This window comes from Clostridium sp. ZBS2 (genome assembly GCF_023845855.1).
In the GTDB taxonomy this organism is placed as follows: Bacteria; Bacillota; Clostridia; order Clostridiales; family Clostridiaceae; genus Clostridium; species Clostridium aquiflavi.
The window spans coordinates 343,906-360,992 of sequence record NZ_JAMQIF010000010.1 but is presented as its reverse complement, the minus strand read 5'-3'; the positions used below and the strand labels follow the sequence as shown (position 1 = coordinate 360,992).

The window sequence follows — 17,087 nt, the reverse complement described above, 5'->3', positions numbered from 1 at the left end:
TTCTAGTTTTATTTTGTACTATTATTAAAATTTTAATATAATATTCTAGAAAGAATATTAATTTGGAGGGATGACTTTGAATAAAGAATATGATTATATTTTTATGGACTTAGATGGAACAATAACTGACCCTATGATTGGAATAACAAAATCAATACAATATTCATTAAAACATTTTGGAATTAATGTTGAAGATATAAATACACTAACTAAATTTATAGGTCCACCATTAAAAGATACTTTTAATTTGTATTATGGATTTAATGAAGAAAAAACAGTAGAGGCTATAGAGAAGTTTAGAGAAAGATTTGCAAGTGTGGGTCTTTTTGAAAATGATGTATATGAAGGAATGGAGAAATTTCTAAAATCATTAAAAGACAGAGGAAAAACTCTTATGGTTGCAACATCAAAACCTAAGTTTTTTGCAGAAAAAATACTTGACCATTTTGGTTTATCAAAATACTTTACTTTTATTGGTGGTAGTAATATGGATGAAACTCGTTCTAAAAAGAGTGAAGTCATAGAATACGTTTTATCAGAAAATAATATCACTGATTTATCGAATGTTGTTATGATAGGGGATAGAGAACACGATATTATTGGAGCAAAAGAATTTAACATTGATAGTATTGGGGTACTATATGGATATGGAAATTATGATGAATTAAAAGAAGCAGGTGCAACTTATATAGTTAAAGATTTAGATGAATTACTAAAGATAATTGTATAGATCAATTTAAGTTATTAATTTATATCTTGAATTTTGTATTATATTTTGTATATAGTTCATAATTATAATTAAGTTAATGAGAATTTTGTTGAAAGCTATATGTAAAAAATCTATAATGATTACATAGTAGTATTATTTAAATAACTACTACAAAAGAGAGGGAAAAATGAAAATTAATTGGAATGAAAAATATAACACAATATCAATATATTCTTTTATAGTTGTAAGTGCAATTATTATATTTTACTTATCTATATCTGAATTTGGATCATTATTAGGAAAAATAAGTGGAATAATAGTTATATTACAACCATTTATAATAGGATTTTCAATGGCGTATATATTAAATTTTATATTAAAATTTTATGAAAGAAAAATAAGTGAATATAATAAATTAAAATCTCTTAGTTTTAAAGGAAAGAGAGGATTAAGTTTATTTATTACATATATAACAGCTATGTTATTGATTGCTCTTTTTATACACTTTGTATTGCCACAATTGATACAAAGTATAATAGGATTAGTGAATGATGTTCCTAAATTTATTAATGAATCAACAAAATTTATTAATGAATTAATGCTAGATTTAAATATTTCAGAAGAATATCTTCCTTTAATAAATAATAATTTTAATGAATTTATTAATTACATAATAAAGATTGCAACTAATTTATTACCTGTTTTAGGAAGCTTTGTTACTAAAATAGCATCTAGTATTTGGAATATTGTTCTAGGCGTAATAATATCAATATATTTACTAATTGATAAAGAAAAATTCTGTGCAATGAGTAAAAAAGTAACATATGCTGTTTTTTACAGAAAGGCTGCAGAAAAAATTATAGAAATAACTCACAGAAGTAATGATACATTTGGAAAGTTTTTAATGGGAAAAATATTAGATTCTTTTATTATAGGAGTATTAACTTTTATAATATTAACTATATTTAGTATGCCATATGCTATATTAATATCAGTAATAGTGGGTATAACTAATATTATTCCATTCTTTGGACCATTTATAGGAGCTGTTCCATCATTTATAATAATTTTATTTGTATCTCCAGTAAAAGCATTATGGTTCTTAGTAATAATATTAATAATTCAACAAATTGACGGAAATATTATTGGACCTAAAATATTGGGAGATTCAATAGGAATATCTGCTTTTTGGATATTATTCTCAATATTATTTGCAGGAAAATTCTTGGGATTAATAGGAATGATTATAGGTGTACCTTTATTTGCAGTAGTATATTCTATTATAAAAGAAATAGTAGAAGCAAATTTAAAGAAAAAAGGTTTAAAAATAAATACAAAAGATTATATGTGACTTTAAAAATATAAAACTTTAAGTCATATAGAGTTTAAAGATATGAAATATATTTTTAAACTCTATATGACTTTTTATTTTGTATAAAAGTAAAAAATTTACATGAACATATTGTATTGAACAGTGAATAATGATAATATAATTTTGTTCAATAAATGAACAAAAGGGGGAGTGTTATGGGAAAAATAAATACTGCGGTTATTTTAGTTGCAGGAATGGGAAAAAGATTATATGAAATAACAAATGATGAAATACCCAAAGGCTTTATATGCATAAATGAAAAAACATTAATTGAAAGATCAATATCTAAATTAAGGCAAGCAGGAATAAAGAAAATATATTTAGTTACAGGACATTTAGGAAATTTTTATGATAAGTTATGTGAAAAAGAGGTAGATTTATATGTCAAAAGAAATGATAAATATATAACTACTGGTAGTATGGCTTCATTGGCTACATTAAAAAATTTAATTGTTGATGATTTTTTATTATTAGAGGGTGATCTTATTTATGAAATTAAAGCATTAAAAGATGCAATTGAATATGCTTCTGATGATTGTGTAATTATTAGCAATTTAACTAATAGTGGCGATGAATGCTACATTGAGATTAAAAATAATAACTTATATAAAATTTCTAAAATTAAAGAAGAAATAAAAAATATATATGGAGAATTAGTTGGGATATCTAAAATATCATTAAATTTATATAGGGAAATGATAAAGCAATTTAATAAATCCAAAATGCAGAAATGTGACTATGAATATATATTATTTGATGTTGCAAAGATGAGAAAGATTGGGTATTTAAAAATTGAAAATTTAATATGGTCAGAAATTGATAATAAAGAACATTTAAAAAGAGTTAAGGAATATATAATTCCTAGATTGTATGTTAATGGTGAAGAATAGAAGGGATGAGTTTATGAAAACAGTTTATATAGCAATGAGTGGAGATATAATACATCATGGTCATTTAAATATAATTAATGAAGGAAGAAATTTAGGAAAAGTAATAATAGGACTTCATACTGATGATGTTATTGCAGGATATTGGAGAAAACCAATAATGAGTTATGAAGAAAGAAAAATGGTGATTGAAAATATAAAAGGTGTTTCAAAGGTAATTCCTCAAGACACATTAGATCAAGTAGCAAATATTAAGATATTAAAACCCGATTATATTTTGCATGGTGACGATTGGAAAAGTGGATTTCAAAATAAATTTAGAAAAAGAATTATAGATGTCATTAAGGAATGGGATGGAAAGTTAGTAGAAATAAAGTACACTGAGGGAATATCAATTACTAAATTAGAAGAAAAGTTAAGTGGAATAGGGACAACCCCTCAAATGAGAATGAAAAAACTCAAAGAGTTAATGTATTCAAAAAAGATAGTTAGAATACTTGAAGCACATAATGGACTTACTGGTTTAATAGTTGAGAAAACAAAAGTAGAAAAGGAAGGAAAGATAAAAGAATTTGATGGTATGTGGGTAAGTTCACTTTGTGATTCAACATCAAAGGGAAAACCTGATATAGAAGTTGTTGATTTGACATCAAGACTAAATACAATTAATGATATTTTAGAAGTAACTACAAAACCTATAATACTTGATGGAGATACTGGTGGAAAAGTAGAGCATTTTGTTTATACAGTTAAAACATTAGAAAGATTAGGGGTATCAGCCATTATAATAGAAGATAAAATTGGACTTAAAAAAAATTCTTTGTTTGGAACGGACGTAGAGCAAAAGCAAGATACTGTAGAAAATTTTTGCAGCAAAATTAGAGCAGGAAGAAATGCAAGAGTAACAAATGATTTTATGATTATAGCTAGAATTGAAAGTTTAATTACTAAAGCTGGACTTGGTGATGCTTTATTTAGAGCAAAAGCTTATATACAATCCGGTGCTGATGGAATAATGATTCATAGTAAAGAAAGTGATGGAAAAGAAATAATAGAATTTTGTAAACAGTATAGTGATTTTGAAAATAAGGTTCCACTTATAGTAGTTCCAACTTCATATAATTTTATTACAGAAGAAGAATTATCACATTTAGGAGTTAATGTTGTTATATATGCAAATCATTTAATAAGAAGTGCTTATCCAGCTATGATGAGTACAGCAAAAAGTATTTTAGAAAATGAACGTTCTAAAGAAGCTTCAGAAAATTGTATGGCAATAAAAGAAATACTAACTTTAATACCTGGAGGGAAATAAGGATGTTAGATGTGTCAGAATTTTATAAAGAGTTAATAGATAATGATATAAAATTTTTTACAGGGGTGCCAGATTCATTATTAAAATCTTTTTGTGCATATGTTAATGATAATACAATCAGTAAAAACAATATTATAGCAGCTAATGAAGGGAATGCAGTTGGATTAGTTTCAGGCTACCATTTAGCAACAGGAAAAATAGGACTTGTTTACATGCAAAATTCAGGACTTGGTAATACAATTAATCCAATTACATCTTTAAGTGATAAATTAGTTTATAGTATTCCTATGTTATTAGTAATAGGATGGAGAGGGGAACCTGGTAAGAAGGATGAACCACAACATAAAAAACAAGGATTAATAACTACTAAATTATTAGAAACTTTAAATATAAAATATAAAATTTTAAGTGATGATACAAGTAAAGATGAAATGAAGAGTTTTTTAAGAGATGTTAATGATTATATGAAAAAAGAAAAAGAACCTTATGCACTAGTGATAAAAAAAGGAACTTTTAATGAATATAAACTTAAAAATAATAAATTGTATGACTTTGAAATGACTAGGGAAGAAGCATTGGAAGTTATTCTATCACATATTAATGAAAAGTCCATAATAGTATCTACAACGGGAATGTTATCAAGAGAACTTTTTGAATTAAGAGAAAAAAGAAAGGAAAAACATGATAGAGATTTTTTAACAGTTGGTTCCATGGGACATGCTTCTCAAATAGCATTAGGAATAGCATTAAATAAGAAAAATTTAAATGTTTATTGCTTAGACGGAGATGGAGCTTTATTAATGCATCTAGGTGGAATAACAACAATAGGTCATGAAAATGTAGAAAATTTCAAACATATAGTAATGAACAATGGTGCACATGACTCTGTAGGAGGTCAAGAAACAGTAGCGCTAGATATAGATATATTAGCTTTAGCAAAGGGTGCAAGATATAGTGAAGCATATAGTTGTAGTAAAAAAGAAGATTTAATAATATGCTTAGAAAAATTAAAAAATAGTAAGGGTCCTACATTATTAGAAATTAAGGTAAAAAAGGGTGCGAGAAAAAATCTTGGTAGACCAACCCAAATACCAATTGAAAATAAAGAAGGTTTTATGAAGAATTTAGAGGTGAATTAGTAAGATGACAATTAAAAGAAATATATTGCTTAATCCAGGTCCAGCTACAACAACTGATACTGTTAAATTAGCGCAAGTTGTACCAGATATATGTCCACGGGAAAAAGAATTCGGAAGTGTTATGGAATATATATCAAATGAATTAACTAACATAGTTGGATCTAATTCTGAATATTCTACAATATTATTTGGAGGATCAGGTACAGCAGCAGTTGAATCTATAATAAGTTCTGTTATGAGTGATGAAGACATTATTTTAATAATTAACAATGGTGCTTATGGAAAAAGAATGTGTGAAATTGCACAAGTATATAATTTAAATTATATAGGATTTTGTAGTTCGCCTATAAATACTATAGACTTTATTAGGCTAGAAGAGGTAATTAAATATAGCAAAAAGAAAATAACTCATTTAGCAGTAGTGCATCATGAAACTACTACTGGATTATTAAATGATATAAAAGAAATAGGATCAATTTGTAAAAAATATAACATAGAAATGATAGTTGATGCAATGAGTTCATTTGCAGGAATACCTATTAATATGAAAGAAATGAATATAAAGTATTTAGCATCTAGTTCTAATAAATGTATACAGGGGATGGCCGGAATAAGTTTTGTAATTGCTAATCTAAAATCATTGGATAGTATTAAAAATAAAAAAATACGAAACTTATATCTAAATTTATATAAGCAATATGAGAACTTTAAAGATAATTTTCAAATGAGATTTACACCACCTGTACAAGTACTTTATGCATTGAAGCAAGCTATAATAGAAATAAAAGAAGAAAGCATCGAAAAGAGAAATTTACGATATAAAGAGTGTTGTAAAATACTTTGGGATTGCCTAGATAAACTAAATTTAAAACGTTTAATAGATGATGAAAATTCCTCTATGCTATTAACATCAATTATTGAACCTCGGATAGAGAAATACGATTTTAAAGAACTTCATGATTATTTATATGAAAGGGGTTTTACAATTTATCCAGGAAAAATAGCATCAAAAAATACATTTAGAGTAGCTAATATTGGTGAGGTATATCCAGAAGACATGAATAAGTTTGCTAAGATATTAGAGGAATATATGATGTAAAAAATATATATAATTTAAAAATATAGGATATATTTAATGTATTCTATATTTTTTTTTAACAGATAAGGTATAATATTGCATATAATATTATATTTTGGAGGAAAATGTGGAGATTTATATATATAAAACACTTAATGAATGGTATAAAGATAAACCAATAGAAGTTCTAGAAGGAGAAGTAACTAATTTATATAATGAACTTATAGCGGTTGATACAATAATAGAAAATAAAAATTATAGGCAACTATTTTCTACTAAAAATAATTTTGCAATACTTTATAAGTTGGACTATGGATTTTTAGCATGCGCTGTAGAAATAAATTTTTATTTTGATGTTGATTCGTGGAAAAGGTCAAGACCTGATATTAGTTTTAATGGACAAGTATGTGAAGATGAGTGCGGAGCAAATAATTTCGTATTTATAAATGAAGATGGACATAAGCATTATATATCTCTTGATGGGATATATTCAGTAACTTATGAAAGGTAAAAATATGAATTTAAAAGAAGTTGATTTAAGAAATATCTATAGAATTTGGAGAAGTAATTTAGGAGAATTCAGGTGTTTTTTTAGAAGTACGCCATTTGTTTCTCTACAAACTTATGAAGATTTTGTTTTGGACGATTATAAAAGTGAGACTAAAAAAGAAGTAGTAAGAAAAATACTAGATGAATATAACGAAGAATGCTTTATTATTATTGATTTACCTTTGGATGAAATTTTAGATTTATCTTTAGAATTAAATAATAATTATTTTATAAAGCCTATATTAAATATTAATTTGTTATTTCATCCATTTGGAATTGTAGGAAGTAGAAACAATATAAGTAAGCTTATAAATACTGGTATAAAATTAAACGAGGTAAAAAGTAAAAAATATATTATGCTTATTCCATATGATAGATATAATGAAGAGTTAGATGTGAAAAAAATATATGATAAGTTAAATAATCAATATGCAGTTGGTGAGGAAGATCTTCCAAACTCTAACATTTTAAAAAGATTAGGATATAATAGGATAGTAGTTTTTACAAAAGACAATATAAAAGAGGATTTAATGAATTACATAGACTATTTTAAGAATGAAATCAATGTAAAGATAGTAAGGATGGAAAAATAATGGACAGTTTTAAGAAAAATAAAAAACGAGCTTTATCAATAGCAATAGCTTCTACATTTATGGTTACAGCCCCTAATATACTATTAGGATGTAATAATGTAAATCAAAAGGATGAAGATGATGAAGAGGAAAATGGAACAACTACATCAACTCATAATTCACATGCTTGGCATTCTTTTCGTAGTGGAGAATCATCTAACAGTAAAAAAAGTAGTGTGACTAAGTCATCTACATCTAAATCTTCAGGATATTCTGGTGTAAAAGGTGGAAGTTCTTCAAGCTAAAAAATAGGATGGTAAAAAATATGAAAAATCAATTAAAGTATACTGAGGATATTTTATTTAATAATTATATGGTTAGTTCTTTAGGAGAGGAATATGTTCATTCACAAATACCATTTTTTATTGATAAGAATATATGTGAAGATATGATTTTTTACAGTGAGAAAATTAATCATATGGCATTAGATATATTAGAAAATATAAATGGAAAGCATAAAAAACTTTTAGAGTATTTTGATGATTTTCCTTTAAGGGATAAGATATTTAATTTAAAGTGTCCTATATCTCCCATGTATTGGAGTAGATATGACACATTTATAGATATTAATAACCATGTTTATTTTGCAGAATTTAATTATGATAAGCCTTGTGGACAAAAAGAGATTCATTTAGCGGAGAGATGTAATTTTAATGGAAACTTAAATGAAGGGTTTATTAAAAAGTTAGTTAATACATTACTTAAAATAAGTGATGTATATTGTGATGGAAATGAAAAAGTTAATATAGGATTTTTAATTGATCCTTGTCATTATGAAGAATTGCATCATAGTTATTATTTTAAGGAGATTTTAAAGAATACAAATATAAATATAGTACAAGTTGGAAATAATAATTTGAGTGTTAAAGACGGATATGTATATGGATACTCTAAAATAAAATTACAAATTATTTTAAGATTGTTTCCAACAGAATTTTTTTGTGAAATCAATAATATAGAAGATATATTAGATTCATTTAATGAAGGTAAAGTTTTGATAATAAATGATCCTAGAATAATTGCAATTCAGGCAAAAGGATTTTTTGCTTACTTATGGCATTTAATTAAAAATAATTCTAATCTTATTTGTGAAGATGACAAAAATATAATAAGAAAAAGTATACCATATACAGAAATACTGAAATCTAAAAATTTAATAAACACTATAGATAATAAAGATAGTTATGTAGTAAAGTCTTCTCTTGGAAGGTATAGTCAAGAAGTTTATATCGGCAAGTCTTATGAAGATAATGCATGGACAGAAGAAATAAATAATATTTTAAAAAAAGATAAGATTCATATAGTCCAAAAGTTAATTAATATAAGACAAGAATATACGTATGCTCCAGATTTTAAAAATACGAATATACCCATATTAGCATATGGAAATTTTGGTGTTTATATAATGGATAAAAAGGTTGAAGGATTTCTTGTTAGATGGAGTAAAGAATTCTTAACAGATGATAATTATACATGGATGTCACCTTTGGGAACAAACGATTATCCACTAAAAATAGAAAAAAATAGTTTTACTAGTGAAAAAAGTAGAGCTAAAATATATGAAGAACTAAATGAGAAACTTTCATTTAAGTATAATTTTACTGGAGCATATTCTAATATTAATGAGTATGTTTCTTTAGATATAATGATATTGAAAAATGAGTTATATGATGAAATAAAAATAACAAGTAGTAATTTTTGTGAAATATTAAAAAAAATATATCCATATATTCAAAAAAATATTAAACTTTTTGGACCGATTTTGGGTATACCTGAAGAGCTGTATAAAATGGTATCTCAATCTTATACATCTACTCTTTGTGCATTAGGTAGAATTGATTTTGCATTAGATAACTATGGGGATTTAAAGATATTAGAATTTAATTCAGAAACACCAGCAGGAATTGTAGAATCTATAGGCATAAATTCAATAATGCAAAGAAGATTTAATTTGAAATATATTAATCCAAATGAGAATTTAAGGAGTGATGTAAAAAATACATTAATTTATATTATAGAGGAAATAAAACAACTAAAAGAAGTTAAAAATATTGCAGTTGTAACTTCGTGGTATTATGAAGATATATATACAACAAATATAATATGTGAAATTTTAAAAGAATTAGATAACTATAATATTATATTTGGAAACATATATGATTTAGATGTTAAAAATCATAAGATATATCTTTATGGAGCAGAAATTCATGCTATATATAGATATTATCCATTAGATTGGTTTTATTATGATGAAGAAATGAAAAAATTAATAGAACCCTTAAGTGATGAAGTTTATTTAATTAATTCAGGTCATACTCTTATAGTTCAATCAAAAGCATTTTTTGCAGTTTTACATGAAATTATTAATAAAGGAATTATATCAAAAGAGGAAGAAGATTTTATAGTAAAATATATTCCATATACGTCTTTAGAAAAAGATAAAAAGCTTTCATGTGATTATTTAATTAAACCATATTTGTCACGAGAAGGGGATGGAATAAACTTAGATTATGAGTGTACATATAATCAAAATGATGATGTGATATTTCAAGATAGAGTGAATATAAAACCAGTTAAGATAGATTTACATTCTGTTATTACTAAGGAAAATAAATACCAATTTCCTATTTTAGGAGCTTATATAACAAATGATAAGTTTTCAGGAATATATACAAGAATGGGAGATATTATAACAGACAAAAATGCTAGATACATTTCAACATATATAAAATAAATGATTAATTAACTATAAAGCTAGATTATATAAAATTTTGCTAAAGCAAAGCTGAATTTTAAGATAATCTAACTTTATTTTGTTTAAGTTAGTCTAATTTTAATGAAACATTAAATCTGCAAGGATTATAATATCCATCAGTGATTTTCCAATCTTTAAAATTATCTTTATTGTATAGTAAGTGTTGTTCTCTATGCGAAGTTATAGGCAAGTCCCCTATAAATATAGCTTTTTTAGCAATTCTTTTCATTTCATCAATTGCTTTTTGTGCATAGTCTTGATTTGGAAAGTAATGAAATGCACCAAAGCAAAAAACTTTATCAAATGTATTATTTTTAAAAATTAGGTTATTTGCTTCCCCATGCAATACAGAATTATTAAGTAATTCAATATGTTTTTTTACAAGGGAAGTTGAATAATCAACTCCAACATATGATTTACAATTAATATATTGTGCTAGGCCACCAGCACCACATGCAACTTCTAAAACAGTGTCAGTTTCTTTAATATCTAATTCTTTAATAATATTTTTTGCTATTTTTGCTACATTTGCAGTAGTACTTTCATAGCCATCTAATACTTCTAATTTTCTTGTAGTATCTCTTCCTTTTCTTTCCCAAACTTCTTTCCAATAACTCATATCTTCCATTTGATTTCATCCTCTCATTTATAAATAATTATTAAATTCTCATTACGTTCAATTTATGAACAATATAAGATTACCATTGTTCATTGTTCACTTCAACAAGTTCACTATAAATTTTTACAAAATATATAAAAATGAATGTAATTATTTGAAAAATAGTAAATTATAATAATTTTGTTACCATTGGGTTTAAAGAAATTTCTACTTTAAATCAAAGAATTACTTTATGAATATAAAAATATGTTAAAATAATGTTTGAACATACTAGTAATAAATAATGTTAATGCTATATTTAAAAGGAATTATATATTAGAGATTTAAAACTCAAGGTATAATTTAGATGTCTTATTATATTAAAATTAATTAGGAGAATATTATGAAAATAGATATATTTGAAATAAGTGAAATAATAGCAATTGTTATGGATTTAGTTGATAAATTAGAAGCTTATGAGCTATATGGATTTGAAGACACAAGTGAATTACATATTCCAAAGCCAATAAATGATAAATTAGAAAATTTAGGTTCTAATAATTATGATGATTTTTTATGCAAGTGTTCTGAAATTGCAGAAGAGATACTTTTTATAAAAACAGGAGAGTTAAATGAATTGAATCATTGTCATCAAGAAATAAGTTTTTTAGCAGAGGATAAACTTAAAGATTATATAAAAAGGAATTAGATTTTCTAACTTGATTTATTATATTTTTAATTAGTCCCAGTACTATATTCTACTATAGAAAAAGTACATATAATTGAATAAGCTTTTTAAAATTTAAGGCACAAGTAAGTATTTTATAATAAAAATTAACTTATGCCTTAATTTAATTGATATTTAATAAAAGTATTAACTTAAATTAAAAAATATTTATTGATAAATATTCTTAGGCTTTAAAACATTAGGATCATATCCTTTATCTTTTAATGCTTTTATTATTGAATCTTTATGTTCAGGACCAAAAGTTTCCATAGTTATTTCAAGCTCAACAGCACTATTTCTATTAATACTAACAAATTGATTATGATCAAGTCTTATTATATTTCCTTGAGCTTCAGCAATTACTTTAGATACATTTGTTAATTCACCAGGTTTATCAGGAAGCAAAACAGATAAAGTACATATACGTTCTCTTTCTATTAAACCATGTTGCACTAATGAGGCAAAAGTTATTACATCCATGTTTCCACCACTTATAATTGATACAATCTTTTTACCTTTTATATTTAAGTGTTTTAAGGCAGCAACAGTTAATAAACCAGAATTTTCTGCTAGCATTTTATGATTTTCTAACATGTCTAAGAATGCAACTATTAATTCCGGATCTTTAATAGTAATAATTTGATCAATATTTTGTTGTATATATGGGAAAATATCAGATCCGGGAGTTTTTACAGCAGTACCATCTGCGATAGTATCAACTTTTGGAAGGGTTACAACATGTCCAGCTTTTAGTGAAGTTTCCATGCAATTAGCCCCATAAGGTTCAACTCCTATAACCTTAATATTAGGATTAAGAAGTTTAGCTAATGTAGAAACACCAGTTGCGAGTCCGCCACCGCCAATTGGAACTAAAATTATATCAACAGTAGGTAATTCTTTAAATATTTCCATAGCGATAGAACCTTGACCAGTTGCAACATCTAAATCGTCAAAAGGATGAATAAATGTATAGCTTTTTTCTTTTGCAAGTTCTAAAGCATAATTACAAGCTTCATCATAAACATCACCATATAATATTACTTCAGCACCATATGCTTTTGTACGATTTACTTTTATAAGTGGGGTAGTAGTAGGCATAACAATTATAGATTTTACATTATATAATTGAGCAGCATATGCAACCCCCTGAGCGTGATTACCAGCAGATGCTGTTATTAAGCCTTTATTTCTTTCTTCATCGGTAAGAGTGCTAATTTTATAATAAGCACCTCTAATTTTATATGCCCCAGTTTTTTGTAAATTTTCAGGTTTCAAGTATACTTTATTTCCAGTACGATCAGAATAATAATCACTATAAACTAGTTTTGTTTGTAATATTACTTTTTGTACTGTCTCATATGCTTGTTCAAATTTCTCTAATGTCATCATATTTCATATAACCCCCTTTTTAATGTATTTTTAATAAAATATGGAATTTGATATTTTTATAATAACACTTGAAAAATTAATGTCAAGTAAGAAAAAAATGCATGCATTTTTAATATACTAATAATAAAAACGATATATATTTAAATTTGGATAATTTTAGATGTGTATAAATAAAACTATTATAATTTAAATAATTACTTATATAATAAGAAAATGCTTTGTGATATAATACTCTCATCAGTTAGTTTGTACTAAAAATATATATCATTTATTAGATTAAAATGGGCATAATAAAATGTATAATAATTTTTACATGAGGGTATAAAAATGGATTTAAATAAATTACTTCAAGTATCTACATTTGCAGGAAAAATAATGCTAGAAAGTGGAGCAGAAACTTATAGAGTTGAAGAAACTGTTTGTAAGATTTGCACTTCTTTTGGGGCAGAGCAAGCAGATAGCTTTGTTATACCGACAGGAATTATGGTATCTATTTCACATGAAAATGAAGTTGTTTCATTACTTAAAAGAGTTACATCTAGAGGGGTAGATTTAAATAAGATAGATAAAATCAATGATCTTGCAAGAAAAACACAAATTGAATCTTTAAGCATTGATGATTTTAATAAACAACTTATAGAAATATCCAAAGGAGATAGGTATTCTAATCTTTATACTTTTTTTTGGTCAGCTATTTCTGCAGGCTCATTTGCTGTGCTTTTTGGAGGAAATAGTAAAGATTTCATAGTAGCCACTTTAGTTGGATTAATAATAAAAATAGTAATTAATACTTGTCAAAAGTTAAATATTAATGAATTTTTTATAAATTCATTATGTGGTGCAATATGTGCATTTTTAGCGATAATATTTATTAAACTTAATATAGGATCTAATTTAGATAAAATAATTATTGGTGCTATAATGTTACTTGTACCAGGTTTAACTATCACTAATGCTATTAGAGATACAATTGCAGGAGATTTAGTATCTGGTATGACAAAAGCTCTTGAAGCATTTTTAGTAGCTGTTTCAATAGCTGTTGGTACAGGAGGTATTTTAAGTATCTTTATAAATGCATTGGGAGGAATGTAAATGATTAAAGAAACCTTAGTTTCATTTGTAGCTTCATTTGGCTTTGGGATTATGTTTAATATAAAAGGTAAGAAATTAGTTTTTGCCGCAATTGGTGGCGGTTTAAGTTGGTTTGTTTATTCTTTATTTTTAAAATTAAATGTAAGTAATGTTTTATCATTGTTTATCTCATCAGTTGTTTTTAGTATTTATTCTGAAATTTGTGCGAGAATATTAAAAACACCAGTTACAACAATAGTTATTTGTGCGTTAATCCCATTGGTTCCAGGTGCAGGAATGTATTATACAATGTACGAAACAATAACTGGCAATATTATGGGGTCACTAGAAGTGGGGATGAGTACTTTAGCTAGTGCAGGAATGTTAGCATTAGGTGTGATTTTTGTGTCAACTATAACTCGCCAAATCACTAATTTTAGAAGAATAAAAAAAATGCGTTTAGAAAATAAGCGTACTTGAGAATAAAATGCAGCAATAATTAATGATATTATTATATATAATACTATTAATTATTGCTGTTTTTTTGTCTCTTTAATTTCTATATTACATTTAGCGCATTTTAGTTTATAAATTTTATTTGTAAAAAGTGTTTCATAAGCGTTTTAAACAAATTTTCAAGTAACTATCATCATGGCATTGATTATCAATTGATAAATATTTTCTAAAATTATTTGTTTAAATAGTTAACATTTACTTAAACTTTAGCGTACTATATATTAATTCGAATAAATAAGACATTTATTTTATTTTCAATTGAAAATAAGTGGAGGATATTTAAATGAAAGAATTAAATAGTAATGAACGTTTAAAGATTGGATACAGGGTAAGCATAGTGACTATAATAGGAAATGTTTTATTATCTATTATAAAGATAGGAATTGGAATTATTGCTTCTAGTAAGGCAATGATTGCTGATGGTGTTCATTCTTTGTCTGATGTATTTAGTACTATAGGCGTTATAATAGGTTTAAAATTGTCAAGTAAAAAAGCTGACAAAGAACATCCTTATGGTCATGAAAAATTTGAAAGCTTAACTTCTGTTTTTTTAGGAATTATGCTTTTGTTAGTTTCATTAGGAATTGGATTTTCAGGAATAAAAAATTTAGTATATGGTAATTATTTAATTCCGGGAAGTTTAGCTATATTTGCTGCAGTAATATCTATTATATCAAAAGAAGCAATGTACTGGTATACATTAAAATATGCAAAAAAGATAAATAGTACATCATTAAAAGCAGATGCTTGGCACCATAGAAGTGATTCATTTTCTTCAATTGGAGCTTTGATAGGAATAATTGGTGCTAGAATGGGATTTCCTATGTTAGACCCTGCAATAGCACTAGTAATAAGTATTATAATAATAAAAGTAAGTTATGATATTTTAAAACAAAGTATAAATCAGTTAATGGATACATCTGTTGGTGATGATGCAATAAAAAAAATGAATGCAGCAATACATTCAATTGATGGAGTTAAAAATATAGATAATTTAAAAACTAGACTTCATGCTAGTAAAATTTATGTAGATGTTGAAATTTCTGTAGAATCAGATATTTCAGTTGAGGAAGGACATAAGATTGCTATGAATGTTCATAACATAATTGAAGAAAATAAAGATGTAAAACACTGTATGGTTCATGTTAATCCATTTATAGAAAAGAAAGTTTTATAAAAATATTTAGGTTTTAATATTGTGTTGATATATGCATAAGTAAAGTGGACTGAGTAATTAAATAAAACATATTTAGAACCACTAGTAATTTAAAGGTTATTATTAGTGGTTCTTTAATTTTGGCAAAAAATTTATTAATATATAATTATAAGGTATATTAAAATTAATAGAATATGATTAATATAAAATAATTATTGAACTAAGATATTGGAGGTAACTTATGAAAGTTGGAGTAATAATGGGTGGTATTTCATCAGAAAGAGAAATATCTTTAAAAAGTGGTAAATCAATAGTTGATAGTATAAATAAAGATAAATATGAAGTGGTTTCTATAGTTATTGATGAAAAAGAAGATATAATAAATAAAGTTAAAGGTATTGATTTTGCACTTTTAGCATTACATGGTCAATTTGGAGAAGATGGAACAGTTCAATCAGTTCTTCAAACACTTGGAATACCATATTCAGGATGCGGTCCATTAAGTAGCTCTATGTGCATGGATAAGGATATAAGTAAATGTATATTAAAAGCTGATAACATAAGAACAGCACCTTGGATAAATTTAAGAAGAAATGACCAAATAAATTATGAAGAAATAGAAAAAATGGGATATCCAGTAGTAGTAAAACCAACCCATGGAGGATCAAGTGTTGCTACATTTATAATAAAAGAAGAAAAAGATATAGAAAGTGCCGTGACAGAAGCTTTTAAATGGGACAGCGAAGTTATTATAGAAAAATTTATAAAAGGTGATGAAATAACTTGTCCTGTATTTGGCGATAAGATGTTACCAGTTGTAGCAATAAAGCCAAAAGCTGAATTTTTTGATTTCACTGCAAAATATGCAGATGGAGGATCAGATGAATTTGTAACAGAACTTCCAAAAGAATTACATGAAGAAGTAGAAGAAATGGCTTTAGCAACATATAAGGCATTAAAATGTGAGGTTTATTCAAGAGTTGATATGATAGTAACTGAAGATAAAGTTCCATATATTTTAGAAGTTAATACTTTGCCAGGAATGACTCCTAATAGTTTAATTCCTAAGAGTGCAGCAGGACTTAATATATCATTCCCGGAACTTATAGACATGATAATTGATGAGTCAATGAAGGTTATTAGATAAACTACACTTAGTTGGATATAAAAACTTTAACTAAATTTTAACCATTA

At 25.7% G+C, this 17,087-nt stretch carries 17 protein-coding genes; 15 read left to right on the top strand and 2 right to left on the bottom strand.

The window, feature by feature from the left end; all coding sequences use genetic code 11:
• Positions 1 to 76: 76 nt before the first annotated feature.
• The 10 genes from NG918_RS08020 to NG918_RS07975 all read left to right on the top strand — a co-directional run bounded on the left by NG918_RS08020 (position 77) and on the right by NG918_RS07975 (position 10,415).
• A complete protein-coding gene (locus tag NG918_RS08020) occupies positions 77 to 730 on the top strand; it encodes an HAD family hydrolase (protein WP_252212462.1) in 654 nt (217 codons plus the stop codon).
• Positions 731 to 896: 166 nt separating this feature from the next.
• The gene (locus NG918_RS08015) at positions 897 to 2,060 is read left to right on the top strand and encodes an AI-2E family transporter (protein ID WP_252212461.1); all 1,164 of its coding nucleotides are present in this window, start codon (positions 897 to 899) and stop codon (positions 2,058 to 2,060) included.
• Between the two features lie 176 nt (positions 2,061 to 2,236).
• A complete protein-coding gene (locus NG918_RS08010) occupies positions 2,237 to 2,971 on the top strand; it encodes a phosphocholine cytidylyltransferase family protein (protein WP_252212460.1) in 735 nt (244 codons plus the stop codon).
• A gap of 13 nt (positions 2,972 to 2,984) precedes the next feature.
• The gene (aepX, locus tag NG918_RS08005) at positions 2,985 to 4,283 is read left to right on the top strand and encodes a phosphoenolpyruvate mutase (protein ID WP_252212459.1); all 1,299 of its coding nucleotides are present in this window, start codon (positions 2,985 to 2,987) and stop codon (positions 4,281 to 4,283) included.
• 2 nt (positions 4,284 to 4,285) lie between these two features.
• On the top strand, positions 4,286 to 5,422 hold the full coding sequence (gene aepY, locus NG918_RS08000; RefSeq protein ID WP_252212458.1) for a phosphonopyruvate decarboxylase: 1,137 nt from the start codon (positions 4,286 to 4,288) through the stop codon (positions 5,420 to 5,422).
• A 4-nt stretch (positions 5,423 to 5,426) separates the two neighbouring features.
• A complete protein-coding gene (locus tag NG918_RS07995) occupies positions 5,427 to 6,521 on the top strand; it encodes a 2-aminoethylphosphonate aminotransferase (protein ID WP_252212457.1) in 1,095 nt (364 codons plus the stop codon).
• A gap of 106 nt (positions 6,522 to 6,627) precedes the next feature.
• Positions 6,628 to 7,011, top strand: a complete 384-nt coding sequence (locus NG918_RS07990) for a hypothetical protein (protein WP_252212456.1) — start codon at positions 6,628 to 6,630, stop codon at positions 7,009 to 7,011.
• Between the two features lie 4 nt (positions 7,012 to 7,015).
• Positions 7,016 to 7,642 (top strand): normocyte-binding protein, encoded by a 627-nt coding sequence (locus tag NG918_RS07985; RefSeq protein WP_252225559.1) that lies wholly within the window; start codon positions 7,016 to 7,018, stop codon positions 7,640 to 7,642.
• On the top strand, positions 7,642 to 7,926 hold the full coding sequence (locus tag NG918_RS07980) for a hypothetical protein (protein ID WP_252212454.1): 285 nt from the start codon (positions 7,642 to 7,644) through the stop codon (positions 7,924 to 7,926). Before NG918_RS07985 ends, NG918_RS07980 begins: the two co-directional genes overlap by 1 nt.
• 20 nt (positions 7,927 to 7,946) lie before the next feature.
• Complete coding sequence (locus NG918_RS07975) at positions 7,947 to 10,415, top strand: glutathionylspermidine synthase family protein (protein ID WP_252225558.1); 2,469 nt, start codon at positions 7,947 to 7,949, stop codon at positions 10,413 to 10,415.
• Between the two features lie 88 nt (positions 10,416 to 10,503).
• On the opposite strand, the gene NG918_RS07970 is transcribed toward NG918_RS07975, so the two are convergent.
• Positions 10,504 to 11,064, bottom strand: coding sequence for a class I SAM-dependent methyltransferase (locus NG918_RS07970; RefSeq protein ID WP_252225557.1), 561 nt, complete (start codon positions 11,062 to 11,064; stop codon positions 10,504 to 10,506).
• Between the two features lie 373 nt (positions 11,065 to 11,437).
• Here NG918_RS07970 and NG918_RS07965 point away from each other — a divergent pair, with 373 nt between their 5' ends.
• The gene (locus tag NG918_RS07965; protein WP_252212451.1) at positions 11,438 to 11,743 is read left to right on the top strand and encodes a hypothetical protein; all 306 of its coding nucleotides are present in this window, start codon (positions 11,438 to 11,440) and stop codon (positions 11,741 to 11,743) included.
• Positions 11,744 to 11,929: 186 nt separating this feature from the next.
• Here NG918_RS07965 and ilvA read toward each other — a convergent pair whose 3' ends face one another.
• Positions 11,930 to 13,150 (bottom strand): threonine ammonia-lyase, encoded by a 1,221-nt coding sequence (gene ilvA / locus NG918_RS07960; RefSeq protein WP_252225556.1) that lies wholly within the window; start codon positions 13,148 to 13,150, stop codon positions 11,930 to 11,932.
• Positions 13,151 to 13,477: 327 nt separating this feature from the next.
• On the opposite strand from ilvA, the gene NG918_RS07955 reads away from it, so the two are divergent.
• The 4 genes from NG918_RS07955 to NG918_RS07940 all read left to right on the top strand — a co-directional run bounded on the left by NG918_RS07955 (position 13,478) and on the right by NG918_RS07940 (position 17,040).
• Complete coding sequence (locus NG918_RS07955) at positions 13,478 to 14,242, top strand: threonine/serine exporter family protein (RefSeq protein WP_252225555.1); 765 nt, start codon at positions 13,478 to 13,480, stop codon at positions 14,240 to 14,242.
• On the top strand, positions 14,243 to 14,701 hold the full coding sequence (locus tag NG918_RS07950; protein ID WP_252212448.1) for a threonine/serine exporter family protein: 459 nt from the start codon (positions 14,243 to 14,245) through the stop codon (positions 14,699 to 14,701).
• Between the two features lie 319 nt (positions 14,702 to 15,020).
• Positions 15,021 to 15,914: a cation diffusion facilitator family transporter gene (locus NG918_RS07945; RefSeq protein WP_252212447.1), complete on the top strand. Its 894-nt coding sequence runs from the start codon at positions 15,021 to 15,023 to the stop codon at positions 15,912 to 15,914.
• A 220-nt stretch (positions 15,915 to 16,134) separates the two neighbouring features.
• A complete protein-coding gene (locus NG918_RS07940; protein ID WP_252225554.1) occupies positions 16,135 to 17,040 on the top strand; it encodes a D-alanine--D-alanine ligase in 906 nt (301 codons plus the stop codon).
• Positions 17,041 to 17,087: the final 47 nt, after the last annotated feature.

Bases quoted from the DNA above. Each gene is read 5' to 3' on its own strand.
- NG918_RS08015 (WP_252212461.1), top strand. From the start codon at position 897: ATGAAAATTAATTGGAATGAAAAATATAACACAATATCAATATATTCT.
- NG918_RS08010 (WP_252212460.1), top strand. From the start codon at position 2,237: ATGGGAAAAATAAATACTGCGGTTATTTTAGTTGCAGGAATGGGAAAA.
- aepX (WP_252212459.1), top strand. From the start codon at position 2,985: ATGAAAACAGTTTATATAGCAATGAGTGGAGATATAATACATCATGGT.
- aepY (WP_252212458.1), top strand. From the start codon at position 4,286: ATGTTAGATGTGTCAGAATTTTATAAAGAGTTAATAGATAATGATATA.
- NG918_RS07995 (WP_252212457.1), top strand. From the start codon at position 5,427: ATGACAATTAAAAGAAATATATTGCTTAATCCAGGTCCAGCTACAACA.
- NG918_RS07985 (WP_252225559.1), top strand. From the start codon at position 7,016: ATGAATTTAAAAGAAGTTGATTTAAGAAATATCTATAGAATTTGGAGA.
- NG918_RS07980 (WP_252212454.1), top strand. From the start codon at position 7,642: ATGGACAGTTTTAAGAAAAATAAAAAACGAGCTTTATCAATAGCAATA.
- NG918_RS07975 (WP_252225558.1), top strand. From the start codon at position 7,947: ATGAAAAATCAATTAAAGTATACTGAGGATATTTTATTTAATAATTAT.
- NG918_RS07970 (WP_252225557.1), bottom strand. From the start codon at position 11,064: ATGGAAGATATGAGTTATTGGAAAGAAGTTTGGGAAAGAAAAGGAAGA.
- NG918_RS07965 (WP_252212451.1), top strand. From the start codon at position 11,438: ATGAAAATAGATATATTTGAAATAAGTGAAATAATAGCAATTGTTATG.
- ilvA (WP_252225556.1), bottom strand. From the start codon at position 13,150: ATGATGACATTAGAGAAATTTGAACAAGCATATGAGACAGTACAAAAA.
- NG918_RS07955 (WP_252225555.1), top strand. From the start codon at position 13,478: ATGGATTTAAATAAATTACTTCAAGTATCTACATTTGCAGGAAAAATA.
- NG918_RS07950 (WP_252212448.1), top strand. From the start codon at position 14,243: ATGATTAAAGAAACCTTAGTTTCATTTGTAGCTTCATTTGGCTTTGGG.
- NG918_RS07945 (WP_252212447.1), top strand. From the start codon at position 15,021: ATGAAAGAATTAAATAGTAATGAACGTTTAAAGATTGGATACAGGGTA.
- NG918_RS07940 (WP_252225554.1), top strand. From the start codon at position 16,135: ATGAAAGTTGGAGTAATAATGGGTGGTATTTCATCAGAAAGAGAAATA.